The sequence below is a fragment of the Nocardia yamanashiensis genome, assembly GCF_021183565.1.
Taxonomy (GTDB): domain Bacteria; phylum Actinomycetota; class Actinomycetes; order Mycobacteriales; family Mycobacteriaceae; genus Nocardia; species Nocardia yamanashiensis.
The window spans coordinates 191,286-214,306 of the sequence record NZ_CP089226.1 but is presented as its reverse complement, the minus strand read 5'-3'; the positions used below and the strand labels follow the sequence as shown (position 1 = coordinate 214,306).

Annotated in this window: 21 protein-coding genes and 2 tRNA genes; 9 read left to right on the top strand and 14 right to left on the bottom strand. The window is 67.8% G+C overall.

Annotated elements, in window-relative coordinates; all coding sequences use genetic code 11:
• Positions 1 to 17 precede the first annotated feature (17 nt).
• On the bottom strand, positions 18 to 695 hold the full coding sequence (locus tag LTV02_RS01015; protein WP_067711202.1) for a uracil-DNA glycosylase: 678 nt from the start codon (positions 693 to 695) through the stop codon (positions 18 to 20).
• Between the two features lie 47 nt (positions 696 to 742).
• Positions 743 to 1,840 carry a thiamine-phosphate kinase gene (locus LTV02_RS01010; RefSeq protein WP_233037123.1) on the bottom strand — a complete coding sequence of 366 codons (1,098 nt, stop codon included), beginning with the start codon at positions 1,838 to 1,840 and terminating at the stop codon, positions 743 to 745.
• Between the two features lie 263 nt (positions 1,841 to 2,103).
• Here LTV02_RS01010 and LTV02_RS01005 point away from each other — a divergent pair, with 263 nt between their 5' ends.
• Positions 2,104 to 2,895, top strand: a complete 792-nt coding sequence (locus tag LTV02_RS01005; RefSeq protein WP_233037121.1) for a DUF3515 domain-containing protein — start codon at positions 2,104 to 2,106, stop codon at positions 2,893 to 2,895.
• Between the two features lie 22 nt (positions 2,896 to 2,917).
• Here LTV02_RS01005 and LTV02_RS01000 read toward each other — a convergent pair whose 3' ends face one another.
• The 3 genes from LTV02_RS01000 to LTV02_RS00990 all read right to left on the bottom strand — a co-directional run bounded on the left by LTV02_RS01000 (position 2,918) and on the right by LTV02_RS00990 (position 5,505).
• Positions 2,918 to 3,226: a DUF6191 domain-containing protein gene (locus LTV02_RS01000; protein WP_233037119.1), complete on the bottom strand. Its 309-nt coding sequence runs from the start codon at positions 3,224 to 3,226 to the stop codon at positions 2,918 to 2,920.
• A gap of 62 nt (positions 3,227 to 3,288) precedes the next feature.
• Complete coding sequence (locus LTV02_RS00995) at positions 3,289 to 4,389, bottom strand: D-alanine--D-alanine ligase family protein (RefSeq protein ID WP_233037118.1); 1,101 nt, start codon at positions 4,387 to 4,389, stop codon at positions 3,289 to 3,291.
• Positions 4,390 to 4,509: 120 nt separating this feature from the next.
• A complete protein-coding gene (locus LTV02_RS00990; RefSeq protein WP_233037116.1) occupies positions 4,510 to 5,505 on the bottom strand; it encodes an NAD(P)H-dependent glycerol-3-phosphate dehydrogenase in 996 nt (331 codons plus the stop codon).
• 309 nt (positions 5,506 to 5,814) lie between these two features.
• Here LTV02_RS00990 and cofC point away from each other — a divergent pair, with 309 nt between their 5' ends.
• The 3 genes from cofC (at position 5,815) to LTV02_RS00975 (ending at position 9,754) form a co-directional block, all read left to right on the top strand.
• On the top strand, positions 5,815 to 6,498 hold the full coding sequence (gene cofC / locus LTV02_RS00985) for a 2-phospho-L-lactate guanylyltransferase (RefSeq protein ID WP_233037114.1): 684 nt from the start codon (positions 5,815 to 5,817) through the stop codon (positions 6,496 to 6,498).
• A 62-nt stretch (positions 6,499 to 6,560) separates the two neighbouring features.
• Positions 6,561 to 8,789, top strand: coding sequence for an RNA degradosome polyphosphate kinase (locus LTV02_RS00980; RefSeq protein ID WP_233037112.1), 2,229 nt, complete (start codon positions 6,561 to 6,563; stop codon positions 8,787 to 8,789).
• Positions 8,786 to 9,754, top strand: a complete 969-nt coding sequence (locus tag LTV02_RS00975) for an NUDIX hydrolase (protein ID WP_233037110.1) — start codon at positions 8,786 to 8,788, stop codon at positions 9,752 to 9,754. Before LTV02_RS00980 ends, LTV02_RS00975 begins: the two co-directional genes overlap by 4 nt.
• Positions 9,755 to 9,838: 84 nt before the next feature.
• On the opposite strand, the gene LTV02_RS00970 is transcribed toward LTV02_RS00975, so the two are convergent.
• The 3 genes from LTV02_RS00970 to leuC all read right to left on the bottom strand — a co-directional run bounded on the left by LTV02_RS00970 (position 9,839) and on the right by leuC (position 12,723).
• Positions 9,839 to 10,477: an HU family DNA-binding protein gene (locus tag LTV02_RS00970; protein WP_067711189.1), complete on the bottom strand. Its 639-nt coding sequence runs from the start codon at positions 10,475 to 10,477 to the stop codon at positions 9,839 to 9,841.
• Between the two features lie 157 nt (positions 10,478 to 10,634).
• Entirely contained in the window at positions 10,635 to 11,243 is a 609-nt protein-coding gene (gene leuD / locus LTV02_RS00965; protein ID WP_067711187.1) for a 3-isopropylmalate dehydratase small subunit, read from the bottom strand.
• A gap of 55 nt (positions 11,244 to 11,298) precedes the next feature.
• On the bottom strand, positions 11,299 to 12,723 hold the full coding sequence (gene leuC / locus LTV02_RS00960; protein WP_233037108.1) for a 3-isopropylmalate dehydratase large subunit: 1,425 nt from the start codon (positions 12,721 to 12,723) through the stop codon (positions 11,299 to 11,301).
• 124 nt (positions 12,724 to 12,847) lie between these two features.
• Between leuC and LTV02_RS00955 the strand changes: the two genes are divergently transcribed.
• Both LTV02_RS00955 and LTV02_RS00950 read left to right on the top strand, forming a co-directional pair.
• Positions 12,848 to 13,549 (top strand): IclR family transcriptional regulator, encoded by a 702-nt coding sequence (locus LTV02_RS00955; RefSeq protein WP_067711183.1) that lies wholly within the window; start codon positions 12,848 to 12,850, stop codon positions 13,547 to 13,549.
• Positions 13,550 to 13,799: 250 nt separating this feature from the next.
• A complete protein-coding gene (locus tag LTV02_RS00950) occupies positions 13,800 to 14,300 on the top strand; it encodes a pyridoxamine 5'-phosphate oxidase family protein (RefSeq protein WP_233037106.1) in 501 nt (166 codons plus the stop codon).
• 55 nt (positions 14,301 to 14,355) lie between these two features.
• On the opposite strand, the gene LTV02_RS00945 is transcribed toward LTV02_RS00950, so the two are convergent.
• From LTV02_RS00945 to LTV02_RS00930, 4 genes are all read right to left on the bottom strand, one after another.
• Positions 14,356 to 14,428: transfer RNA gene (locus LTV02_RS00945), tRNA-Glu, on the bottom strand.
• Positions 14,429 to 14,497: 69 nt separating this feature from the next.
• Positions 14,498 to 14,569: transfer RNA gene (locus LTV02_RS00940), tRNA-Gln, on the bottom strand.
• Positions 14,570 to 14,689: 120 nt separating this feature from the next.
• Positions 14,690 to 16,159 (bottom strand): glutamate--tRNA ligase, encoded by a 1,470-nt coding sequence (gene gltX / locus LTV02_RS00935; RefSeq protein ID WP_233037096.1) that lies wholly within the window; start codon positions 16,157 to 16,159, stop codon positions 14,690 to 14,692.
• Positions 16,160 to 16,172: 13 nt separating this feature from the next.
• Positions 16,173 to 16,946, bottom strand: coding sequence for a fumarylacetoacetate hydrolase family protein (locus LTV02_RS00930; RefSeq protein ID WP_233037094.1), 774 nt, complete (start codon positions 16,944 to 16,946; stop codon positions 16,173 to 16,175).
• A 344-nt stretch (positions 16,947 to 17,290) separates the two neighbouring features.
• Between LTV02_RS00930 and LTV02_RS00925 the strand changes: the two genes are divergently transcribed.
• Positions 17,291 to 18,451, top strand: coding sequence for an MFS transporter (locus tag LTV02_RS00925; protein WP_233037092.1), 1,161 nt, complete (start codon positions 17,291 to 17,293; stop codon positions 18,449 to 18,451).
• A 156-nt stretch (positions 18,452 to 18,607) separates the two neighbouring features.
• On the opposite strand, the gene LTV02_RS00920 is transcribed toward LTV02_RS00925, so the two are convergent.
• The gene (locus LTV02_RS00920; RefSeq protein ID WP_233037083.1) at positions 18,608 to 19,615 is read right to left on the bottom strand and encodes a 3-isopropylmalate dehydrogenase; all 1,008 of its coding nucleotides are present in this window, start codon (positions 19,613 to 19,615) and stop codon (positions 18,608 to 18,610) included.
• Positions 19,616 to 19,747: 132 nt separating this feature from the next.
• Here LTV02_RS00920 and LTV02_RS00915 point away from each other — a divergent pair, with 132 nt between their 5' ends.
• A complete protein-coding gene (locus tag LTV02_RS00915; RefSeq protein WP_233037081.1) occupies positions 19,748 to 19,993 on the top strand; it encodes a hypothetical protein in 246 nt (81 codons plus the stop codon).
• Between the two features lie 69 nt (positions 19,994 to 20,062).
• On the opposite strand, the gene serA is transcribed toward LTV02_RS00915, so the two are convergent.
• Complete coding sequence (gene serA, locus LTV02_RS00910; protein ID WP_233037079.1) at positions 20,063 to 21,661, bottom strand: phosphoglycerate dehydrogenase; 1,599 nt, start codon at positions 21,659 to 21,661, stop codon at positions 20,063 to 20,065.
• Between the two features lie 197 nt (positions 21,662 to 21,858).
• Here serA and LTV02_RS00905 point away from each other — a divergent pair, with 197 nt between their 5' ends.
• Positions 21,859 to 22,935 (top strand): alkaline phosphatase family protein, encoded by a 1,077-nt coding sequence (locus LTV02_RS00905; RefSeq protein WP_233037077.1) that lies wholly within the window; start codon positions 21,859 to 21,861, stop codon positions 22,933 to 22,935.
• The last annotated feature ends 86 nt before the right edge of the window (positions 22,936 to 23,021 follow it).

Here is a 23,021-nt window from a genome sequence, read left to right as displayed (position 1 = left end):
GGTTCAACGGATTCGCGTTACGGCAGACGCCAGTCCACCGGCGCGGCCCCCAATGTACCCAGCAACTCGTTGGTTCGGGAGAAAGGCCGGGAACCGAAGAACCCGCGCGAGGCCGACAGCGGTGAGGGATGCGCGGATTCGATGTACGGCGTGGAGCCGAGCATCGGCTTCAAAGTGGACGCGTCCCGGCCCCAGAGAATCGCGACGAGCGGCTGATCCCGGGCGACCAGCGCCCGAATCGCCTGCTCGGTCACCGCTTCCCAGCCCTTGCCGCGATGCGAGGCCGCCTGGCCGGGCGCGACGGTGAGGACTCGGTTCAGCATGAGCACGCCCTGATCGGACCACGGCGACAGATCACCGTTGGACGGGGTCGGGAAACCGAGGTCCTTGGTGTACTCGGAGAAGATATTGCTCAGGCTGCGCGGCACCGGCGAAACATCCGGTTCCACAGAGAAACTCAGGCCCATGGCGTGGCCCGGCGTCGGATACGGATCCTGACCGACGATCAGGACCCGGACCTTGTCGAAGGGGCGTTGGAAGGCCCGCAGCACGTTCTCACCCTTGGGGAGATAGCCACGGCCCTCGGCGTTTTCGGTTCGGAGGAATTCCCCCATTTGCGCAATGCGGTCGGCCACGGGTTCGAGGGCTTCGGCCCAGCCCGAATCGATGACTTCCGACAGTGGTTTGGCACCCATGTCGGGATAAACTATCGTCCCGATTTTCATGGCGGTAGCGGGGTCTCCTAAGCGAAGGATTCCCAACCGGTAGGTCCGATTCGGGGGGTTCCGTCGAGGGTCACGCCCGCGCCCTCGACCACCCGCCCGATGGGTACCCAACCCGCAGGCAGATCCCCGTTCCCGGCGAAAGTCGCGGCGAAGGCATGGTCCTCGCCGCCGGCCAGAATCCAGTCCAGGGGGTCCGCGCCGAGCGCTGCGGCGAGCGGTTCCAGCGCCGGATCGCGTAAAGCCCCCGAATCGAGATCGATGGCAACGCGCGAGGATTCGGCGATATGCCCGAGATCGGCCAGCAGCCCGTCCGACACGTCGGTGAGCGCGGTAATGGGCGCGTCGCCGGGCAACCCGAGCACCGCCTCATACGGCGGCCGCGGAACCCGATGCGCCGCAAGCACATCCGCGATCAGCCCCGCGTCGACCGCGTCCAGCGCGAGGGCGTCCCGCTCCGGCGATGCGTCACCGGCCGCTCCGGTCGTGCCCGACGCCGCCACACCCGACGGCCCGTTCGATGCGATGGCCGCCGCAGCCGTCGCGTCCACGAATCCCGCGGACAGCACGGCGAAACCGGCCCCCGCCCAGCCGAGCCGCCCCGCCACCGCCACCACGTCGCCCGGCCGCGCCCCCGACCGCAGAATCGGCTCGCGATACGGGTCCCCGAACGCCGTCACCGAAATCGTCACATACGGGCTGCGCACCATATCCCCGCCCGCGATGGCCCCGCCCGACCGCGCGATCTCGGCCCACATCCCATCGGCCAGCCCCTCGACGAATTCCGCCGCCGTCTCCGAGGGACACCCCAGCCCCACCACGAACGCACTCGGCCGCGCTCCCATGGCGACCACATCGGCCGCGTTCTGCGCGATGGCCTTCCGCCCGATATCCACCGCGCTCGACCAATCGAGCCGGAAATGCCGATCCTGCACCAGCATGTCGGTCGTCACCACGAACCGCCCCGTGGGTGCGGCCACCACCGCCGCGTCATCGCCCGGACCGAGCAGCACTCCCGACGACAGCGGACGCCCCGCATTGATCCGTGCGATGAGCGCGAACTCGCCTACCTCCGCGACGGTCCGCGCACCGCGCGCGCCTGACTTCTCCCCTGTCATTCCACCCGCGGCCCCGCTCGGCTCGGCGACCGCGCGCACACCGGCATCCGGCGCACCGGTGGCCGGTACGTGCGCCGAGCCAGCGCCGCGTCCGGTTCCGTTCGCGGGGACGTGCGGCCTGCTGCTGGCGGTGATGACGATCTCCTTCGCGGTGAGCTGGTTCGGGGCCCGAACTCATCGACGGTACCCTCGAACCCGCAAACGACGACCACCAGCCGCGACGCGCTGCGCCCGGCACGGCACGATCGGGGACCGACGACCGGATGAGCAACGACACCCGCGGCAGCGAACTGGACTCCACCCAGCCCGACGCGGCGGCTTCTGCGGCCGAGCCGTCCGGCGTCGACGCGGGTACGGCTGCGCCGGCTTCGGATTCAACGGCCGCGACCGGGTCCCGCGAGACCGGCACGGCCGCGTCGGACTCCACCGTCGGTCTCGAGAAGAAAGCCCCGGCCGCGGCCGAGTCCGACGCCGCCGCGTCCGAGGCCACTGAGTCCCCTGCGGAGGCGGAGTACTCCCCCGGCCGTTCGCCCGCGCTCATCGCGACGGCGATCGCCTTGCCGGTGGCGCTGGTGGTGGGTGTGCTCGTCATGGGTGTACTGGCGAACCGGAATCCGGCGCGGGAACCGTTGGCGCTCGGGTCGATTCCCGCGCCCGCCGCGACCGGTCCGGCGTGTGGCGCGCTGTTGCCGGCGCTGCCGGAGAAGATCGGCGACTACACGCAGGCCGAACTGCGGGCTCCCGCCCCGGAGGGCACCAAGGCGTGGCAGTTGCCGGACGGCGGTGAGCCGATCGTGCTGCGCTGCGGACTGGACCGGCCGCTGGAATTCAATCGGGCGTCGCCGTTGCAGGTGGTGAACGGTGTCAGCTGGTTCGAGATTCGCGATCAGACCACCGGCGTCACCTCCGGCACCTGGTGGGCGGTGGACCGGGGCACCTACCTGGCGCTGACCCAGCCGGACAATGCCGGACCGACCCCGTTGCAGGAAGTCTCGGACGCCATCAAGAAGGCGATGCCGGAGCAGCCCCTGGACCCGAATCCGCTGCCCAACTGACGAACCGCGCGCCCGGCTGGCGTCAGTGCGACGGGCCGGGGTCGCGTAGCTTCAGCTTGCCGCCGTCGAGATCCAGATCGAAGTCGTCGCCGTCGCCCGGGTTCTCGCGATGCATGAGCACCGAATGCCGCTGCTCGAACTCGTGCTGTTTGCCGGAACCGAACACCGCGTCCAGCCCTTCGAACCCGATGGCGGCGGCGCTGCGCTCCCCTTCGATGTGCCGCATCCACGGCAGCGCGGTGCGCCCGGTCAGCTTGCGGTACGCCACCTCGGCGAACGCCACCGCGATGATCAGCAGCGCCAGGCCGGGAATGGTCATGGCCAGAATCACGCCATCGAGGCTACGCCCGGCCCGGCGGATCGGGCATCACCCGATCGGGGGAGATCCGGTGGTCAGCGCAGTCCGATGCCCCGCGCCAGCGCGGTGGAGATGAGCGTGTCCACCAGCGCCCGGTTGTCCACCCCGGCCGCCTCCCACATGCGCGGGTACAGCGAGATGGAGGTGAATCCCGGCATGGTGTTGATCTCGTTGATGACCGGCCCGTCCGCGGTCACGAAGAAGTCGACCCGCGCCAGCCCCTGGCAGTCCAGCGCCCGGAACGCCCGCACCGCCATGTCGCGAACCTCTTGCGCCACATCGTCGTCCAGCTTGGCGGGCACGTCGAACTCGCACACGTCGTCGATGTACTTGGTGTCGAAGTCGTAGAACTCCGGCCCGTCGGAGTCCTGCTCGGGCATCCGGATCTCCGCCACCACACTGGCTTCCACCCGGCCGTCCGGGAATTCCAGTACGCCGCACTCGACTTCGCGGCCCACGATCCCGGCTTCGATGATCACCTTCGGATCGTGCTCGCGCGCAAGCGAAATCGCCTTGTCGAGCGCGTCCCAGGCATCCACCTTGGTGATTCCGATGGAAGACCCACCGCGGGCGGGCTTCACGAACACCGGCAGGCCCAGGCGCTCCTTCTCGGCCTCGGACAGGGTGGCGACGCCGGGGCGCAGCACCACCTGGAAGCCGATCGGAAGCCCTTCGGCCGCAAGCAGTTTCTTGGTGAACTCCTTGTCCATGCCCGCCGCGCTGGCGAGCACGCCCGGCCCCACGTACGGGACGCCGGCCAGCTCCAGCATCCCCTGCAGGGTGCCGTCCTCGCCGAACGCGCCGTGCAGCACCGGGAACACCACGTCCACGCTGCCGAGCGCGGTGTCCGCGCCGTCGACCGGCACCAGATCGCCGGGGCGGGACGGATCGACCGACAGCGCCATGGTGGTGCCGGCCGTGCCGTCCACCGCGGGTAGCGAACGGCCCTGCGGCGCCAGCGTCTGCACGTCCCCGGTGCCGAGCACCCAGGTGCCGTCGCGGGTGATCCCGATCGGAACCGCTTCGTACCGTTCGGGATCGAGGGCGCTCAGCACCGTACGGGCCGAACGGCACGAGACTCCGTGCTCGTTGCTGCGCCCGCCGAACACCACCGCTACCTTGATCCTGTTGGTCATGCCCGGAACCGTACCCGGTCACAGATGGCGGCAGTGTTACGTGGTCGGGCCCGTCATGTCCGGCGGCCAGGCGCCGCCACCCTTCCGAGCCGAGCGGTCGGTACGACTAACGGCTCGCGCTCATTCCGACTTCAAGCGGCGGCCCAGCAGCTGCCCCAGCGCTTCGGCCGCGGGCAGACCGCCGTGGCAGACCTGGTGCACGGCATTGGTGAGCGGCATTTCCACCCCGTGCCGTTCGGCCAGCGCACGCACCGATGTGCAGGACTTCACACCCTCGGCGACCTGCCCATGAGTGGCCTCCTGCGCGGTCTCCATGCTGCCGCCCGCGCCCAGCACATGCCCGAAGGAACGATTGCGCGACAGCGGCGAGGTGCAGGTGGCGACCAGATCCCCGACCCCGGCCAGGCCCGCGAAGGTGACCGGTTCCGCGCCCACCGCCACGCCCAGCCGGATGATCTCGGCCAGCCCGCGGGTGATGAGGCTGGCAATCGAGTTGTCGCCCAAGCCCATTCCCGAGGCGATGCCGCAGGCCAGCGCGATCACGTTCTTGCAGGCGCCGCCGATCTCACAGCCGATCACATCCGAATTGGTGTACGGGCGGAAGTATCCGGTGGCGCTGGCCTGCTGCACCGCCTCCGCGCGCAACGTGTCCGTGCACGCCACCACGGTGGCCGCCGGCTGGCGCGCCGCGATCTCCTTGGCCAGGTTCGGTCCCGACAGCACCGCCACCCGGCTCGGATCCGCCCCGCTCACTTCGGAGATCACCTGGCTCATCCGCAGCAGCGTCCCGGTCTCGATGCCCTTGGCCAGGCTCAGCAGGGTGGCGTCGGCCGGAATGCTGTCCTTCCAGGCGGCCAGATTCCCGCGCAGCGACTGCGACGGCACCGCCAGCACCACGATGTCGGCCCCGTCCAGCGCGATCCGGTGATCATCGGTGGCGGCGATCGGCGGCAGCGCGAAATCCGGCAGATACCACGGATTCCGATGCTCGGTGGCGAGCACCTTCGCCACCTCCGGCCGCCGAGCCCACATGGTGGTCTCGGTTCCCGCCTCCGCCAACACCTTCGCGAACGCGGTCCCCCAAGACCCCGCTCCCAGCACCGCTGCCCTAGCCATCCGCCCAATATATGCGGATTGCGAAAAGGCCGTGCCGAGCACCGAACAACGACTCCGCGTACGCCGCGCCGCGTGGCCGCTCCCACCCCGCCGGATGGCATTCACCTCCGCGCGTGTTGTCCCCGGCGTGCAATTTCCGCTCACCGCCCCCGCGCGTCACCACAGCACGCCTGGAAGCGCGCGTGTCCTCGCCGCGCTATTCGAATCCACTCACACCCCCGTCATCTCCGAGTGGGAAGATTCGGACATGTCCACAGTCCGTTGCGAAGCGCTCCGAGCGAACCCGCCCGGAGCGCAGCGGAGGGCAAATTGAACCCAGTGCACGCGGTGATCGCGGTGAAGACACTCGGGCTGGCGAAGAGCCGCCTCGCCGACCGGCTGGAACCGCCCGACCGGACGCGATTGGTGCTGGCCATGCTCGCGGACACGGTGACGGCGGCGCTCGAGACTCCCGGTGTGGCGTCGGTGACCGTGGTGACGCCCGATCCCGCCGTCAAGGATCTGGTGCAGCAGCTCGGGGCCAGGGTGCATCCGGAGCCGGCGGCGCCGACGGGGCTGAACGGGGCGCTGGCGGCCGGGGCCGAGGCGATCCGGCTCGAACACGGCCCGGTCGATGTGCTTGCCCTGCAAGCGGATCTGCCCGCCTTGCGTCCGCACGAATTGGGTGAGGCACTGGCCGCGACCGGGCATCCGCGCGCGGTGGTGGCCGATCACGCGGGCAGCGGGACGGTGGCCCTGCTGGTGCGGCGCGGCGCGGCGCTGGCGCCGCTGTTCGGGCCCGATTCGGCCCGCCGGCATATCGCGGCGGGCGCGGTGGAACTGCTCGGCGAGTGGCCGGGCTTGCGCCAGGATGTGGACACCGCGGCCGATCTGGATTGCGCGGCCGCGCTCGGGGTGGGTGAGGCAACCGGCGCGCTGTTGGGTGAAATCGGCGTGTCGCGAGCGTGTCGCCCAGCAAAACAAGTCCGGCGGACCGGCTCCTCACGGTGTTGACCGGGCGTGATCTGCGCTGCAATGGACGGTGTCAGTTCGGCACCCACAACACGACATAAGGAATGATCGTGAGAGTGAGCGATACGGAAACCGTCAAGCAATCGCCGCTACTACCCGCGGCGCCGCCCGCGGCAACCCCACCGCCCACTCCGACACCGCCGCTGCCACAGGACCGGTATGTGAACCGGGAATTGAGCTGGCTCGATTTCAACGCCCGCGTGCTCGCCTTGGCCGAAGACCATTCCCAGCCGCTGCTGGAGCGCGCCAAGTTCCTCGCCATTTTCGCGTCCAATCTGGACGAGTTCTACATGGTGCGGGTGGCCGGGCTCAAGCGCCGCGCGGAAACCGGGCTGTCGGTGCGGTCCGCGGACGGGTTGTCCCCGACCGAACAACTGGAGATGATCGCCGCCCGCACCCAGGAGATCGCCGAGCGGCACGCGCGGGTGTTCCTGGACCAGGTGCTGCCCGCGCTGACCGCCGAGGGCATCGCCATTATCCGGTGGAACGAGCTCGACGACGCCGAAAAGCAGCGCCTGTCCGGGTATTTCCAGGATCAGGTCTTCCCGGTGCTGACCCCGCTGGCGGTGGATCCGGCCCACCCGTTCCCGTACATCAGCGGCCTGAGCCTCAATCTCGCCGTGACGGTTAAGGATTCGGTGACCGGCGGCGAGCACTTCGCGCGAGTCAAGGTGCCCGACAATGTGGATCGCTTCGTGCGGGTGCGCCGCACCGTGGGCAGCCGCGAGACCGCCGTCGCCGCCACCGGCCGCGAACCCGTCGGCCGCGACTCCGCCGGCGGGCAGTCCTCCATGGCCGCCTTCCTGCCCATGGAAGAGCTGATCGCCGCCCACCTGGATCAGCTGTTCCCGGGAATGGAAGTGGTGGAACAGCATTCGTTCCGGATCACCCGCAATGCCGACCTCGAGGTCGAGGAGGATCGCGACGAGGACCTGCTGCAGGCCCTGGAACGCGAACTGGCCCGCCGCCGCTTCGGATCCCCGGTGCGGCTGGAGGTCTCCGACGACATGACCGAGCACATGCTCGAACTGCTGCTGCGGGAACTCGATGTCGACCCGGCCGACGTGATCCAGGTGCCCGGCCTGCTCGACCTGTCCTGCCTGTGGCAGGTGTACGGCGTGGACCGGCCCAACCTCAAGGACGCCCCGTACGTGCCCGCCACGCCCCCGGCGTTCGGCGAACGGGAAACGCCCCGAAACGTTTTCGCCGCGCTGCGCGAGGGCGACGTGCTGGTGCACCACCCGTACGACTCCTTCTCCACCAGCGTGCAGCGCTTCATCGAACAGGCCGCGGCCGACCCGCAGGTGCTCGCCATCAAGCAGACGCTGTACCGCACCTCCGGCGACTCCCCCATCGTGAACGCGCTCATCGACGCCGCCGAGGCCGGTAAGCAGGTGGTGGCGCTGGTCGAGATCAAGGCCCGCTTCGACGAGCAGGCCAACATCAAATGGGCGCGCGCGCTGGAGCAGGCGGGCGTGCACGTGGTCTACGGCCTGGTCGGGCTCAAGACGCACTGCAAGACCTGCCTGGTGGTGCGCCGCGAAGGAGCCACCATCCGTCGCTACTGCCACATCGGCACCGGTAATTACAATCCGAAGACCGCGCGCCTGTACGAGGATGTCGGATTGCTCACGGCCGCACCGGAGATCGGCGCCGACCTCACCGACCTGTTCAACTCGCTGACCGGGTACTCGCGAAAAGCCAACTACCGCAACCTGCTGGTCGCCCCGACCGGCGTGCGAGCCGGGATCGTGGAGCGGATCGAGCGCGAGACCGAGCTGGCGCGGCAGGGCGAAGCGGCGCGAATCCGGCTGAAGGCCAATGCCATCGTGGACGAGCAGATCATCGACGCGCTCTACCGCGCCTCCCAGGCCGGCGTGCCGGTGGAGATCGTGGTGCGCGGCATCTGCGGGCTGCGACCGGGCGTTCCGGGCATGAGCGAGAACATCGAGGTGCGCTCGATTCTCGGCCGGTACCTGGAACATTCGCGGGTGTTGCACTTCCAGGCGCAGAACGAGTACTGGATCGGCAGCGCCGACATGATGCACCGCAATCTGGACCGGCGCGTGGAAGTGCTGGCGCAGGTGAAGGATCCGCGTCTGGCCGAGCAGCTCAACCAGATGTTCGATTCCGCGCTCGACCCCGCCACCCGCTGCTGGGTGCTGCAGGCCGACGGCAGCTGGGCCGCCCAGCCCGATCCCTCGGTGCCGGACGTGCAGGTGCGCGACCACCAGGAGTACCTGATGCGACTGCGCCGGCCGGATCGCCAGTGAGCAAGCACAAGTCCGACCCCGCCGCCGATTTGGTAGACCCCCGGGTGAACCCCAATATCCTGGCCGCGGGCGCCGTGCTGTGGCGTCCCACCGCGGACGGCAGCGTCGAGATCGCGCTGGTGCACCGGCTCAAATACGACGACTGGTCGCTGCCCAAGGGCAAATTGGATCCCGGCGAGACCGCCGTGGTGGCGGCGGTGCGCGAGGTGGCCGAGGAAACGGGCCTGAATTCGCGTCTGGGGCGTTATCTCGGCCATGTGACCTATCCGGTCACCGGGCACCGGAAACTCAAGCGGGTGGACTACTGGGCGGCCCGGGCGCTCGACGGCGGCTTCGAGTCCAATTCCGAAGTCGATGTGCTCCAGTGGCATCGCGTCGAGGGCATCATGGACGCGCTGTCCTACCCGATGGATCGCACCATCGTCCGCAATTTCCTTCGCCTACCGGCCGATACCTCCACCGTGCTGGTGGTCCGGCACGCCAAGGCCGGGCGCAAGGACCGCTTCACCGGGCCGGACGACGACGCCCGGCCGCTCGAAAAGGCCGGTCGCGCACAGGCTCGCGAGCTGGTGCCGAACCTGCTGCCGTTCGGGGCGGCCGAAATCCACTCGGCCCCACCGGTGCGCTGTGTCCAAACCGTTACCCCGCTGGCCGAGAAACTGGGCGTGACGGTGGAATTGGAGCCGCTGTTCAGTGAATCCGGTTACGCCACAGCGCCGGACGCGGCCCGCAAACGCGCCCGCGACCTGGCCGACCGCGACGTCGTGCCGGTGATCTGCAGTCAGGGCAAGGTGATTCCGGATCTGCTGCGGTGGTGGGCCGAGGAGGACGGAATCACGCTGCCACCGGCCCGCAATCGCAAGGGCAGCGTCTGGGCGCTGTCCTTGCACGGCGGCAAGCTGGTCGCGGCCGACCATCTCGACCGCATCCTGCACCCCACCGAGATCGACTCCCACGCGAAATAGGGAACGGCCGAATTCCGGCCTCCGACATGCGAAACGGCCCGGCGGATGCCGGGCCGTTTCACGTTGTCCTGCTAGCGGGAACCGTCAGCGACGGGCGGTGCGCTTGGCAGCGGTCTTCTTGGCCGGAGCCTTCTTGGCCGTCTTCTTGGCGGTGGCCTTCGAAGCGGTGGCCTTGGTGGCGGCGGCCTTCTTGGCCGGAGCCTTCTTGGCGGTAGCCTTGGCCGGGGTCTTCTTGGCGACCGTCTTCTTCGCGACCGTCTTCTTGGCGGTGGCCTTCTTGGCGGGCGCCTTCGAAGCGGCCTTCTTCGCCGTGGTCTTGGCCGGAGCCTTGGTGGCGGCCTTCTTGGCGGTGGTCTTCTTCGCCGCCTTCTTGGCCGTGGTCTTGCCGCCCGACACCGGGGCAGCCACACCGCGTTTCACGGCCGGGCCGCTCGAGGCGATCTTCTGCTTGCCGGCGATGATCGCCTTGAACTGAGCGCCCGGACGGAATGCCGGCACCGAAGTCGGCTTCACCTTGACGGTTTCACCGGTACGCGGGTTACGGGCCACTCGCGCAGCGCGCTTGCGCTGTTCGAAGACACCGAATCCGGTGATGGTGACGCTCTGACCTTTGTTCACAGCACGCACGATTGTGTCGACCATCTGCTCGACTGCTGCAGTAGCGGTGCGCCTGTCAGTACCCAACTTCTCGGTCAGAACATCGATCAGTTCCGCCTTGTTCATTGAATCCTCCGCAGACTATTTGGCCCGTCGTCGGACCGACTAGGTACCACGGTAAACCTTTCTGCGGCAAGAGTCTACGAGCGACGCGCGAAAAAGCGAGGCACGGCACATGTCCAGCAACCACGTTTGGGGGCGTTCAGCTAACGCCCCCCAATGATTACGTCTGCGAAATACGGGCCGGAATGGTTGCGGGTTTCCAAGTCGGCCTTGCGTTTTCGAACTGCGCGATCTCGTCGCTGTGCCGCAGGGTGAGACCGATGTCGTCCAGGCCTTCGAGCAGCCGCCAGCGCGTGTAGTCGTCAATATCAAACGGCAACACGACCGTTCCGGCGCTCACGGTTCGCGCCTCGAGGTCCGTCGTCAATTCCAAACCGGGCTGTTCCTCGAGCAACTTCCAGAGCAATTCCACATCGCTCTGCGCCATCTTGGCGGTCAGCAGACCGTCCTTGCCCGCGTTCCCGCGGAAGATGTCGGCGAAGCGGGAGGAGATCACGACCCGGAACCCGAAGTCCTTCAACGCCCAAACAGCGTGCTCACGTGAGGATCCGGTGCCGAAATCCGGACCGGCGACCAGCACACTACCCCGGTTGTAGGGCTCGGTGTTCAGAATGAAGTGCTCATCCTGGCGCCAACCGGCGAACAAGCCGTCCTCGAAACCCGTTCGGGTAACGCGCTTCAGATAGACCGCCGGGATGATCTGGTCGGTGTCGACATTGGATCGGCGCAGCGGAACACCGATCCCCTTGTGAACCTTGAAGGCTTCCATTGTGATTCTCCTGAGTCTGTTGGGGCCGAAGGTACTTGCCGAAAAGGACGCTGATTCAGTCCAGATCGGCCGGTGAGGACAGGGTTCCGCGCACCGCGGTGGCCGCCGCGACCAGCGGCGAGACCAGGTGCGTGCGGCCGCCCTTGCCCTGTCGCCCTTCGAAGTTCCGGTTCGAGGTCGAAGCACAGCGCTGACCGGGAGAAAGCTGATCGGGGTTCATTCCCAGGCACATCGAGCAGCCCGCCTGACGCCATTCCGCGCCCGCGGCGGTGAAAATCTCGCCCAGGCCCTCGTTTTCCGCCTGCAGCCGCACCCGCATGGAACCGGGGACGATCAGCATCCGCACCCCGTCGGCGACCTTGCGGTCCTTCAGAATCTCTGCGACGGCGCGCAAATCCTCGATCCGGCCATTGGTGCAGGAACCCACGAAAACGGTGTCCACGGTGACATCTCGCAGCGGAGTGCCCGGCTTCAGGTCCATGTACTGCAGCGCCTTCTCGGCGGCCGCGCGCTCGTTCTCGTCGAAGATCTGCTCCGGATCCGGCACCGAGTCGCCCAGCGGCGCACCCTGTCCCGGATTGGTCCCCCAGGTGACGAAGGGGGTCAGCGCCGCGGCGTCGATGTGCACCTCGGCGTCGAATTTCGCGCCCTCGTCGGTCTTCAGGGCGTCCCAGGCCGCCACCGCCGCATCCCAATCCGCGCCCTCGGGGGCGTGCGGACGGCCCTTCAGGAACTCGTAGGTGACCTCGTCGGGGGCCACCATGCCGGCCCGCGCGCCCGCCTCGATCGACATGTTGCACATGGTCATCCGGGCTTCCATGGACATGGCCCGGACCGCCTCGCCGCGGTATTCCAGCACGTAGCCCTGTCCGCCGCCGGTGCCGATCTGCGCGATGACGGCCAGGATGACGTCCTTGGAGGTGACGCCCTCGGGCAGCTTGCCGTCGATATTGATGGCCATGGTCTTGAACGGCTTCAGCGACAAAGTCTGCGTTGCCAGAACATGTTCCACTTCCGAGGTGCCGATACCCATGGCGATGGCGCCGAACGCGCCGTGGGTGGAGGTGTGCGAATCACCGCACACCACCGTGGTTCCCGGCTGGGTCAGGCCCAGCTGCGGGCCGACCACGTGCACGATGCCCTGGTCCAGATCGCCCATGCGGTGCAGGCGCACGCCGAACTCTTCGCAGTTCCTGCGCAGCGTCTCGACCTGGGTCCGCGAGGTGGGATCCGCGATCGGCTTGTCGATGTCGATGGTCGGGACGTTGTGATCCTCGGTGGCGATGGTGAGGTCCGGGCGGCGCACCGGGCGGCCGGCCTGGCGCAGGCCGTCGAACGCCTGCGGGCTGGTCACCTCGTGCACCAGATGCAGGTCGATGTAGATGAGGTCGGGCTGGCGGTGCTCGCCTTCGCCTTCGCCGCGAACGACGACATGCTGATCCCAGACCTTCTCCGCCAGAGTGCGTGGCGCCTCGGCCATGGCTGTATCCACCCTTCGTAGAGCTCGATAGACATTTCCGCGACCGGGCTGTTGGCCGCGGGACTTGCGTCCGCGTCGGGGTTCGGTTTGCAATTCCCAACATGCGAGACGCTAATATCGTTCTATGAGACAGCATAGCGGCATCGGGGTTCTGGACAAAGCCATGGCGGTACTGCACGCCGTCGCCGAGCAACCCTGCGGCTTGAACGAGCTGTGCGCCCGCACCGGACTGCCTCGCGCCACCGCGCATCGCCTGGCCGTGGGCCTGGAGACGCATCGCATGCTGGCCCGCGACAACCAAGGGCTGTGGCGGCCGGGCCCGGCGCTTTCGGAGCTGGCGACAACCGCCAGCGATCCCCTGCTCGACGCCGCCGCCACCATTCTTCCCAAACTGCGGGAGATCACCGGCGAGAGCGTCCAGCTCTACCGGCGCGACGGCAACGCGCGCGTGTGCGTGGCGGCCATGGAACCCGCCGCGGGCCTGCGCGACACCGTGCCGATCGGCGCCCGCATGCCTTTGACCGCCGGTTCCGCCGCCAAGGTCCTGCTGGCCTGGGCCGATCCGGAGCTGCAGCGGACCGTGCTGCCGGAGGCCGTGTTCGGCGAGCGCGCGCTGGCCGAGGTGCGCCGCCGCGGCTGGGCGCAGAGCGCGGCCGAACGCGCCGCGGGCGTGGCCAGCGTGTCCGCCCCGGTGCGGGACGCGAGCGGCGGCGTGATCGCGGCCGTCTCGGTCTCCGGGCCCATCGACCGCATGGGCCGGCGCCCGGGCGCGCGCTGGGCGGCGGACCTGGTCGCGGCCGCGGACGCCCTGCACAAACGAATCTGAGCCGCCCTGCGGCCCGCTGCGGGATTTTCCGGGCAATGGGGATACCTCACCCACCCCCGGATGATCACAGCCGTCACGGCAGCCTCAGCGACCTCCGGCGGCTCAGCGGCCCCGCCCATCGGGGCGGGGCCGCTGACGTTTCCGGGTTGAGCAGCGGCGTTCCCCCCTTCCCCTCGCCCTGTCCGCGCCGAGCATCAGCTCCGCACGGACACTGTGTTCTGCGCCATACGCCGTAAATTACAGTCGCGCTATGGGAGTTAAACAACGCGCGCAGATCGTGATGTCCGAACAGGAGATCACCGAGTTCCTGGAGCGCAGCCGCATCGCCAACCTCGCCACCTTGAGCGCGACCGGCATGCCGCATCTGACCGCCATGTGGTTCGGCCTGATCGACGGTGAGATCTGGTTCGAGACCAAGGCGAAATCGCAGAAGGCGGTCAATATTCGCCGCGATCCGCGAGTCACCGTGCTGCTCGAAGCCGGCGATACCTACGACCAGCTGCGCGGCGTCTCGATCGAGGGCCGGGCGGAAATCGTCGAGGACCCCGATGCCCTGTTCCAGGTGGGTATCAGCGTGTGGGAGCGGTATACCGGGCCGTACAGCGAAGAGATGAAGCCGTTCGTGGATCAGATGCTGAACAAGCGCATCGCGATTCGCATCGTCCCGGAGCGGGTGCGCAGCTGGGACCACCGGAAACTCGGCTTGCCGGCGATGCCGCTGGGCGGCTCGACCATCGCCGCGCAGGACTAGTCCGACGGAAAAAGCGAAGGCCCCCAACCGGAATCGGCTGGGGGCCTTCGCCTTGTAGTCCCGACGGGATTTGAACCCGCGCTACCGCCTTGAGAGGGCGGCGTCCTAGGCCGCTAGACGACGGGACCAGGACAGAGAAATACGGCGGCCGAAACCGCCGAAGCTTCTCCGAATTTCGAAAGCTTTCGCTCTCGGAGCTGGGGTACCAGGACTCGAACCTAGAATGGCTGAACCAGAATCAGCTGTGTTGCCAATTACACCATACCCCATTGACCTGGGCTTTCGGTCCGCCGCTCTGTGTGGCTTCCCGGTCGCTTCCGGCCGAGAAGAAGATTAGCAGGCCGAAGCCCAGATATACCAAATCGGCTGGTCAGAGCCGGTTTATGAGCCTACTGAACGATGCCGGCGGCGGCCGAACGCAGCCGTTGCAGGGTCAGTTCGCGGCCCAGCAGTTCCAGCGACTCGTACAGCGGCGGGCTGATGTGCGAACCGGTGACGGCGACGCGCACCGGACCGAACGCCTTACGCGGCTTCAGCTCCAGATCCTCGATGAGCGCCTTCTTGAGCGCCTCCTCGAGCGCGCCCGCGGTCCATTCCGAAACTCCGTCCAGCGCGGAAATGGAGGCGGCCAGTACCGGAGCGGCATCCGGGCCCAGATTCTTGGCCTTCGCGGACTCGTCGACGGCGAACTCCGAGGCGGGGGCGAAGAGGAACTTCAGCAGATCCCAGGCATCGCTCAGCACGACGATTCGCGTCTGCACCAGATCGGCCGCCGCTTCGAACACCTTCTCGTCGATCTCGGCGCCGATATGACCGTGCGACGTGAGGTACTCACGCAGCCGGTGAGCAAAATCACCGGGGGTCAGCAACCGAATATGTTCGGCGTTCAGAGCGTCGGCCTTCTTCTGGTCGAAACGCGCCGGGTTCGAATTAACTTTCGATATATCGAACGCTTCGACCATCTCCGCCATGGAGAACAGATCATGATCATCCGCGATGCTCCAGCCGAGCAGCGCCAGATAATTCAGCAAACCCTCCGGAATGAACCCGCGATCGCGATGGAGGAAGAGATTCGACTCCGGATCGCGCTTGGACAGCTTCTTGTTGCCCTGACCCATCACGAACGGCAAGTGACCGAACTGCGGAGTGAAATCCGCGATACCGATCCGCTGCATTGCCTCGTAGAGCGCGATCTGCCGCGGCGTGGAGCTCAGCAAATCCTCGCCGCGCAAAACGTGGGTGATCTTCATGAGCGCGTCGTCGACCGGGTTCACCAGCGTATAGAGCGGATCGCCATTACCGCGGGTGAGCGCGAAGTCGGGCACCACGCCGGCCTTGAAGGTGGTCTCGCCGCGCACCAGGTCGACCCAGGTGAGGTCCTTGTCCGGCATGCGCAGGCGGATCACCGCGGGGCGGCCCTCGGCCTTGTAGGCGGCGATCTGCTCGGCGCTCAGGCCACGGTCGTAGTTGTCGTAGCCGAGCTTGGGATCGCGGCCGGCGGCCTTGTGCCGGGCCTCGACTTCCTCAGGCGTGGAGAAGGATTCGTAGGCCTCCCCCGCCGCCAGCAGCTTGGCCACCACATCGAGATGAAGGTCACGCCGCTGCGACTGCCGGTACGGCGCATAGGGACCGCCCACCTCCGGCCCCTCGTCCCAGGTCAGGCCGAGCCAGCGCAGCGCGTCCAGGATCGCGGCGTAGGACTCCTCGGAATCGCGTGCGGCATCGGTGTCTTCGATGCGGAAGACGAAGGTGCCGCCGTGATGGCGTGCGAAGGCCCAGTTGAACAGCGCGGTGCGCACCAGCCCGACATGCGGTGTGCCGGTGGGCGACGGGCAGAATCGGACGCGGACGTCAGTCATGTCTCTCTCTCGATCAGCGTTTGGCGGCAACGGGATTGGTGAGGGTGCCGATGCCTTCGACGGTCACCGACACGATCTGACCGGCCTGGACGGGACCCACACCCTCGGGGGTGCCGGTGAGGATGACATCGCCGGGGAGCAGCGTCATCACGGTGGTCACCCATTCGATGAGCTTCGGAATATCGTGCAGCAGAAGTGAAGTGCGGCTGCGCTGCTTCACCACGCCGTCGAGCTCGGTGACGATCTCCAGATCCGAAGGGTCCAGCGAGGTCTCGATCCACGGGCCCAGCGGGCAGAAGGTGTCGTAGCCCTTGGCGCGGGTCCACTGGCCGTCGTGGCGCTGCTGATCGCGCGCGGTGACATCGTTGGCGACGGTGTAACCGAGGATCACTTCATTGGCCCGAGCGGCCGGAATGTCCTTGCACGGCTGGCCGATCACGATCGCCAGCTCACCCTCGTAGTCGACCTGAGAAGAGCTGGGCGGCAACACGATTTCCCGATTCGGGCCGATGATGGAGGTGTTCGGCTTCATGAAGATAACCGGGTCGGCGGGGGCCGGGCCACCCATTTCCTCGGCGTGCGCCGCGTAGTTCTTGCCGATGCAGATCACCTTGCTGGCCAGGATGGGGGCGAGCAGGCGCACGTCGGCCAGCGGCCAGCGGCGACCGGTGAACGTCGGTGTACCGAACGGGTGTTCGGCGATTTCACGGGCGACGGCGTCCGAACCGTCACCTTCGATGCTGACGAAAGCGACTCCATCTGGGCTGGCAACTCGACCTAGGCGCATGCTTGGCATCCTATCGACCGGCCTCGACCTGCCCGAACGCGCCCGACCGCGGGGGTGGGACGCGGCGTCCGGAGGGGCCCGGCGCACCGCCCGGCAACGCCGCGCCGGGTCCGGCGTACCCGCCCGCATCGTCCGGCACGGGATGTGAAAAGCCCTTATACGCAAGGTAACTCGGTACCGCAAGACCATCGATCAAGATCGGCTATCGAGTGTGAGCAAATAGACAGCGTGCCCCGGAAACAGCTTTGCGCATCAGGTGTACCGTAAGGTGCGGGTTCCAAGAAGTAAGATCTTGGTTCCACATAGTGAGACACGAGGTGATGGCGATGGCTACCGTACTGGAAATGAGCTCGACCAAACGGTGGTCCATGCTGGCGCTCGGCGTCTTCGCACAGACCTCCAGCGCGATCTTCGTCAATGGCACCCCCTTCCTGCTGCCCGCGTTGCTGAGCCGGGGCCTGCCGCTGCCCACCGCCGGTCTGCTGGTGGTGATGCCGCTGGTCGGCCTGTGCTGCACGCTGATCGCCTGGGGCTATGTGGTCGACCGCATCGGCGAGCACAAGGTGCTGGTGGCCGGTCCGGTGGTGATGCTGGTCGCGGGCGTCGCGGCGGCGAACGTGACCGGCTATGTGGCACTGGGCATTCTGCTGTTCATCGGCGGCATGGGCGCTGCCTCCACCAATGGCGCCACCGGCCGCGTCATCGTCGGCTGGTTCCCGCCGAATCAGCGCGGGCTGGCCATGGGCATCCGGCAGACCGCCCAGCCGCTGGGCGTCGGCATCGGCGCGCTGAGCATTCCCGCTGTGGCTGCGGCACACGGCTTCTCGGCCGCCGTCCTGGTGCCCGCGATCATGGCGGGCATTGCCGCGGTCGGCTGCCTGGTCGGCATCGTGGATCCGCCGCGTCCCGAATCCGGCAGCGCGACAGGCCGTCCCGGGAATCCGTATCGCGGCGATTCCACCCTGTGGCGCATTCACGCGGTCTCGGTGCTGCTGGTCATTCCGCAGGCCACCATCTGGACCTTCGCGCTGCTGTGGCTGCACACCGATATCGGCTGGTCGCTGGCGGCGGCCGGCGCCCTGATGCTGGCCGCTCAGATCCTGGGCGCGGGCGGGCGGATCGGCGCGGGCGTGTGGTCGGACCGGGTCGGCAGCCGGCTGGGCCCATTGCGCTCGGTGGCCGTCGCGGCGGTCGTCGCCATGGCCGGGCTGGCAGTGGCGTCCTGGCTGCACTGGTGGTGGCTGGCCGTTCCGGTCATGTTGGCCGCTTCGGTCATCACCGTCGCCGACAATGGTCTGGCCTTCACGGCCGTAGCCGAGATCGCCGGTCCGTACTGGTCCGGTCGCGGCCTGGGCATCCAGAACACCGGCCAGAATCTGGCGGCGGCGGCCGTGGCCCCGGTCTTCGGCGCCCTGATCGACGCCTCCGGCTTCCCCCTGGTGTACGCCCTGACCGCCCTGATCGCCCTGGCAGCGGTGCCCCTGGTCCCCGCCGCGGCCCGCTGAGCAAACTTTCTCGCAATCAGGAATGACTGCGCCCGTTAAGTTTTCGCATCCGAATGCATGAATGCGATATTGCTCACGGCCCCATCATGTTTGGCAAAACAACGAACCCCTGGGCCCGAATTGCGTTCGGACCCAGGGGTTCTTGAGCGTGTCGAACTAGATCGCGGCGGCGATCCGGTTGCCGATCTCGACGGTGGAGGCGGCGCCGGTGCGGGAGGCCAGGTCCTTGGCGATGGCGGCCTCGATGCGGGCGGCTTCCTCGGGCTTGCCGAGGTGGTTCAGCAGCAGCGCGACCGAGAGGATGGCGGCGGTCGGGTCGGCCTTGGACTGGCCCGCGATATCGGGAGCCGAACCGTGCACCGGCTCGAACATCGACGGGTTGGTGCCCGAGGCATCGATATTGCCCGACGCCGCCAGGCCGATACCACCGGAGACGGCGGCGGCCAGGTCGGTGATGATGTCGCCGAACAGGTTGTCGGTCACGATCACATCGAAGCGGCCCGGATCGGTCACCATGTGGATGGTGGCGGCATCGATGTGCTGGTAAGCGGTTTCGATGTCGGGGTATTCGGTGGCGACCTCGGCGACGGTGCGCGACCACAGCGAACCGGCGAAGGCGAGCACATTGTTCTTGTGCACCAGCGTCAGGTGCTTGCGGCGCTTGCGCGCGGTCTCGAACGCGTAGCGCACCACGCGCTCCACACCGAACCGGGTGTTGGTGGAGACCTCGGTGGCGACCTCGTGCGGGGTGTTCACGCGGATCGCGCCACCGGTACCGGTGTACGGGCCTTCGGTGCCCTCACGCACGACCACGAAATCGATGTCCGGGTTGGCGGCGAGGGGGCTGGAGACACCCGGGAACAGCTTGGACGGCCGCAGGTTCACGTGGTGATCGAGTTCGAACCGGGTGCGCAGCAGCAGCCCCCGCTCCAGCACACCCGACTGCACCGACGGATCACCGATCGCGCCCAGCAGGATCGCGTCGTGCTCCTTCAGTTCCGGGATCACGTTCTCCGGCAGGATCTCACCGGTCGCATGGAACCGCTTGGCCCCCAGGTCGTACTCGGTCTTCTCGACACCGGGCACCACCACGTCGAGCACCTTGAGGGCTTCGGCGATGACCTCGGGACCGATACCGTCGCCCGGGATGACAGCGAGTTTCATGAATCAATGCTCCATTCGGAATTAACGCCCGGCTGAACAAAGGCCACCCTAGCCGGTACCCCGATCACCCCTTTCACCAGGGCGAACCACTCCCAGCCAGTGGGATTGCGGGGCCGCCGGTAGGTTCGTGGCATGTTCGACAACTACAAACTCGAGCGCAAGATGGACCGGCTCGAACGCAAGCTCGATCTGATCATCGAACATCTGGGCATCCCGGACCCGAGCGCGTCGTGGGATTACGCCGAGATCGACGAACTCATCCGGCGGGGGAAGAAGATCCAGGCCATCAAGGCCTATCGCGAGCTGGATCGGGCGGCGAGCCTGGTCGAGGCCAAGGACGCCATCGAGGCCCGGGAGCGCCGGGCCCTGCATTCCTGAAACCCGGACGCCCCTGAACGCGAACTGCCCCTTCCGTTTCCACGGAAGGGGCAGTTCGCGTGAGCGCTACTAGTCCAGGTTGACCTGGGCGACCTTGGCGGCGCCGACGGCCTCGGCGATCGCGGCCTGGACCTCGGCCGGGACCTCCTTGTTGACGCGCAGGATGACGGTGGCGCCTTCGGCCTCCAGGTCCTGGGTCAGCTGGGCGGCGAGGATGTCGATGCCGGCGTCGCCGAGCTTGGTGGCCAGGCGACCGAGCTGGCCCGGCTTGTCCTCGTAGTTGAGGACGGCCAGGTTCAGGCCCTCGGCGCGCATGTCGTAGTTGCGGCCGTTGATGTTGACGATCTTCTCGACCTGCGAGGGCTCGGTCAGGGTGCCGGCCACGTTCAGGGTGCGGCCGTCGCCGAACACGGCGCGCAGGTCGACCAGGCTGCGGTGCGAGGGGCTCTCGGTCACGGTGGTGACGGTGGCCTCCAGGCCGCGGTCCTTGGCCAGCGACGGAGCGTTGACGAAGGTGACCGAGTCCTCGATGAGGGCGGAGAAGACGCCGCGCAGCGCCGAGAGCTCCAGCACCGCAACGTCTTCCGAGGACAGCTCGCCGCGCACCTGGACCTCGAGGGAGACCGGGAGCTCGCTGGCGAGCGCGCCCAGCAGCGCGCCCTGCTTGCGGACGATGTCCAGCCACGGGGCGACGGTCTCGTTGACCGAACCACCGGTCACGTTCACCGCGCCGGGCACGAACTCACCGGCGAGGGCGAGCTGCACCGACTTGGCGACATCGGTGCCCGCGCGGTCCTGGGCCTCGGCGGTGGAAGCGCCGAGGTGCGGGGTGACGACGACCTGCGGCAGGTCGAAAAGCGGGCTGTCGGTGGAGGGTTCGGTCTCGAACACGTCGATGCCGGCGCCGCGCACGTGACCCGAGGTGATGGCGTCGGCGAGCGCCTGCTCGTCGATCAGCCCACCGCGGGCGGCGTTCACGATGATGACGCCCTTCTTGGTCTTGGCCAGGGTCTCGGAGTTCAGCATGCCCTTGGTCTCAGGAGTCTTGGGCAGGTGAATGGAGATGAAGTCGGCGCGCTCGAGCACCTCGTCCAGGGAGACCAGCTCGATGCCGAGCTGCGCGGCGCGGGCCGGGGAGGTGTAGGGGTCGTACGCGATGATCTTGGTCTCGAAGGCGGCGAGACGCTGCGCGAACAGCTGGCCGATGCGGCCCAGGCCGATGACGCCGACGGTCTTGCCGAAGATCTCGACACCGTTGAACTTGCTGCGCTGCCAGGTCTTCTCGCGCAGGGTGGCGTCGGCGGCCGGGATCTGGCGGGCGGCGGCCAGCAGCAGGGTGACGGCGTGCTCGGCGGCGGTGTGGATATTGGAGGTCGGCGCGTTCACGACCATGACGCCACGCTCGGTCGCGGCGGGCACGTCGACATTGTCGAGGCCGACGCCGGCGCGGGCGACGATCTTCAGGTTCTTTCCGGCTTCCAGGACCTCGGCGTCGACGGTGGTCGCGGAACGGACCAGCAGCGCGTCGGCCTCGGGCACGGCGGCCAGCAGCTCGGGGCGGTTGGGTCCATCGACCCAGCGCACCTCGACGCCGTCGCCGAGCGCGTCGACGGTCGACTGGGCGAGCTTGTCGGCGATCAGAACAACAGGACGGCCTGCTTGGCTCACTGTGGGGTACTCCTGAGGAAGAGATCCGGGATTTACGGGCGCAAGCTTAGTGGGCGTGAATTCCGCCTGGCTTACCGCCTGGTAGGCGGATGCCATCAATCCCGTGACGTGCGGGTTTTCTCCGACACCGGAACCACTTCTGGTCATTTGACCGATTGCCCTGCGAAAGTGACTCGATCATGGTTAAGTTCCCGCGCATGTCCCGGACTCACCGCATGGTCGCCGCCGCCGCGCTGGCCGCCCTCCCGCTGACCGCCGCCGCTCCCGCCCAGGCCGCGCCCACCGTGAACAAGGTCGTGGTGATCGGCATCGACGGCACGCTCTGGAGCGAGGTCGAGGCCGCCAACGCCCCGAACCTCGGCCTGCTGGCCGCCCAGGGCACCCTGGCCCGGACCTCCATCGCCGGGCACACCACCATGTCGTGCGTCTCCTGGGCCACCGCGCTGACCGGGGTGTGGGACACCAAGCACGGCATCCAGGACAACGACTCCACCTGCACCGCAGCGCCTTTCGCCAGCTATCCGACCGTCTTCACCCAGCTGGAGCGCGCGCAGCCGAGCCTGTCCACCGCCTCCCTGGGCACCTGGGACAAGATCGGCATGATCGCCCGGACCGGAAATCCCAAGGCGGACAAGGTAACCGTCACCCAGATCGATCCCACCGGCGCGGGAGTCTGTGAGACCACGGCGGATTCGAATGCCGCGGGGCAGGTCGTCTCCGCGATCGGCGACGGCACCGATTTCACCTTCACGCATCTGGATCAGGTGGACATCACCGGTCACACCCTGCGCGGTATGTGGCCGCAGGCGTACCGGGACGCCATCAACCGGGTGGACGGGTTGGTCGGCAAGATCACCAAGGCGGTGGACGAGCGGGCCGCCGCGCATTCGAACGAACGCTGGACGATCCTGGTCACCACCGATCACGGGCACAAGCCCGAAGGCGGCCACGGCGGCCAGAGCGCCTATGAGACAGCCAGCTTCGTGATCGCGCGCGGGGCGGATTTCGCCGCCGGCGCCAAGGACAACGCCTACACCCTCGCCGATATCACCCCGACCGTGCTGGACCTGCTGGGCGCCCCGGCCGATCCGAACGCCGACGGCCGCTCGATGCGCCTGGGCGGTTCCGGCAATTCTTCCGCAACGCCGCCGAACACCCCCGCCATCGACTCGGGGATCACCGGTTCGACCTCCGGTTCGGCGCAAATGCTGATGGTGAACAACCCGCTCTGCCTGGTGGCCAGCGGCTCCGGCGGCGGCTCCTTCGGCAAGTAGCCGGTAGTAGCTCCCGCCTGCGAAAAGTGGTCTCCAACACAGCAAAGCCGGTCTCGGGCATAACCCGGGACCGGCTTTTCCGTGCG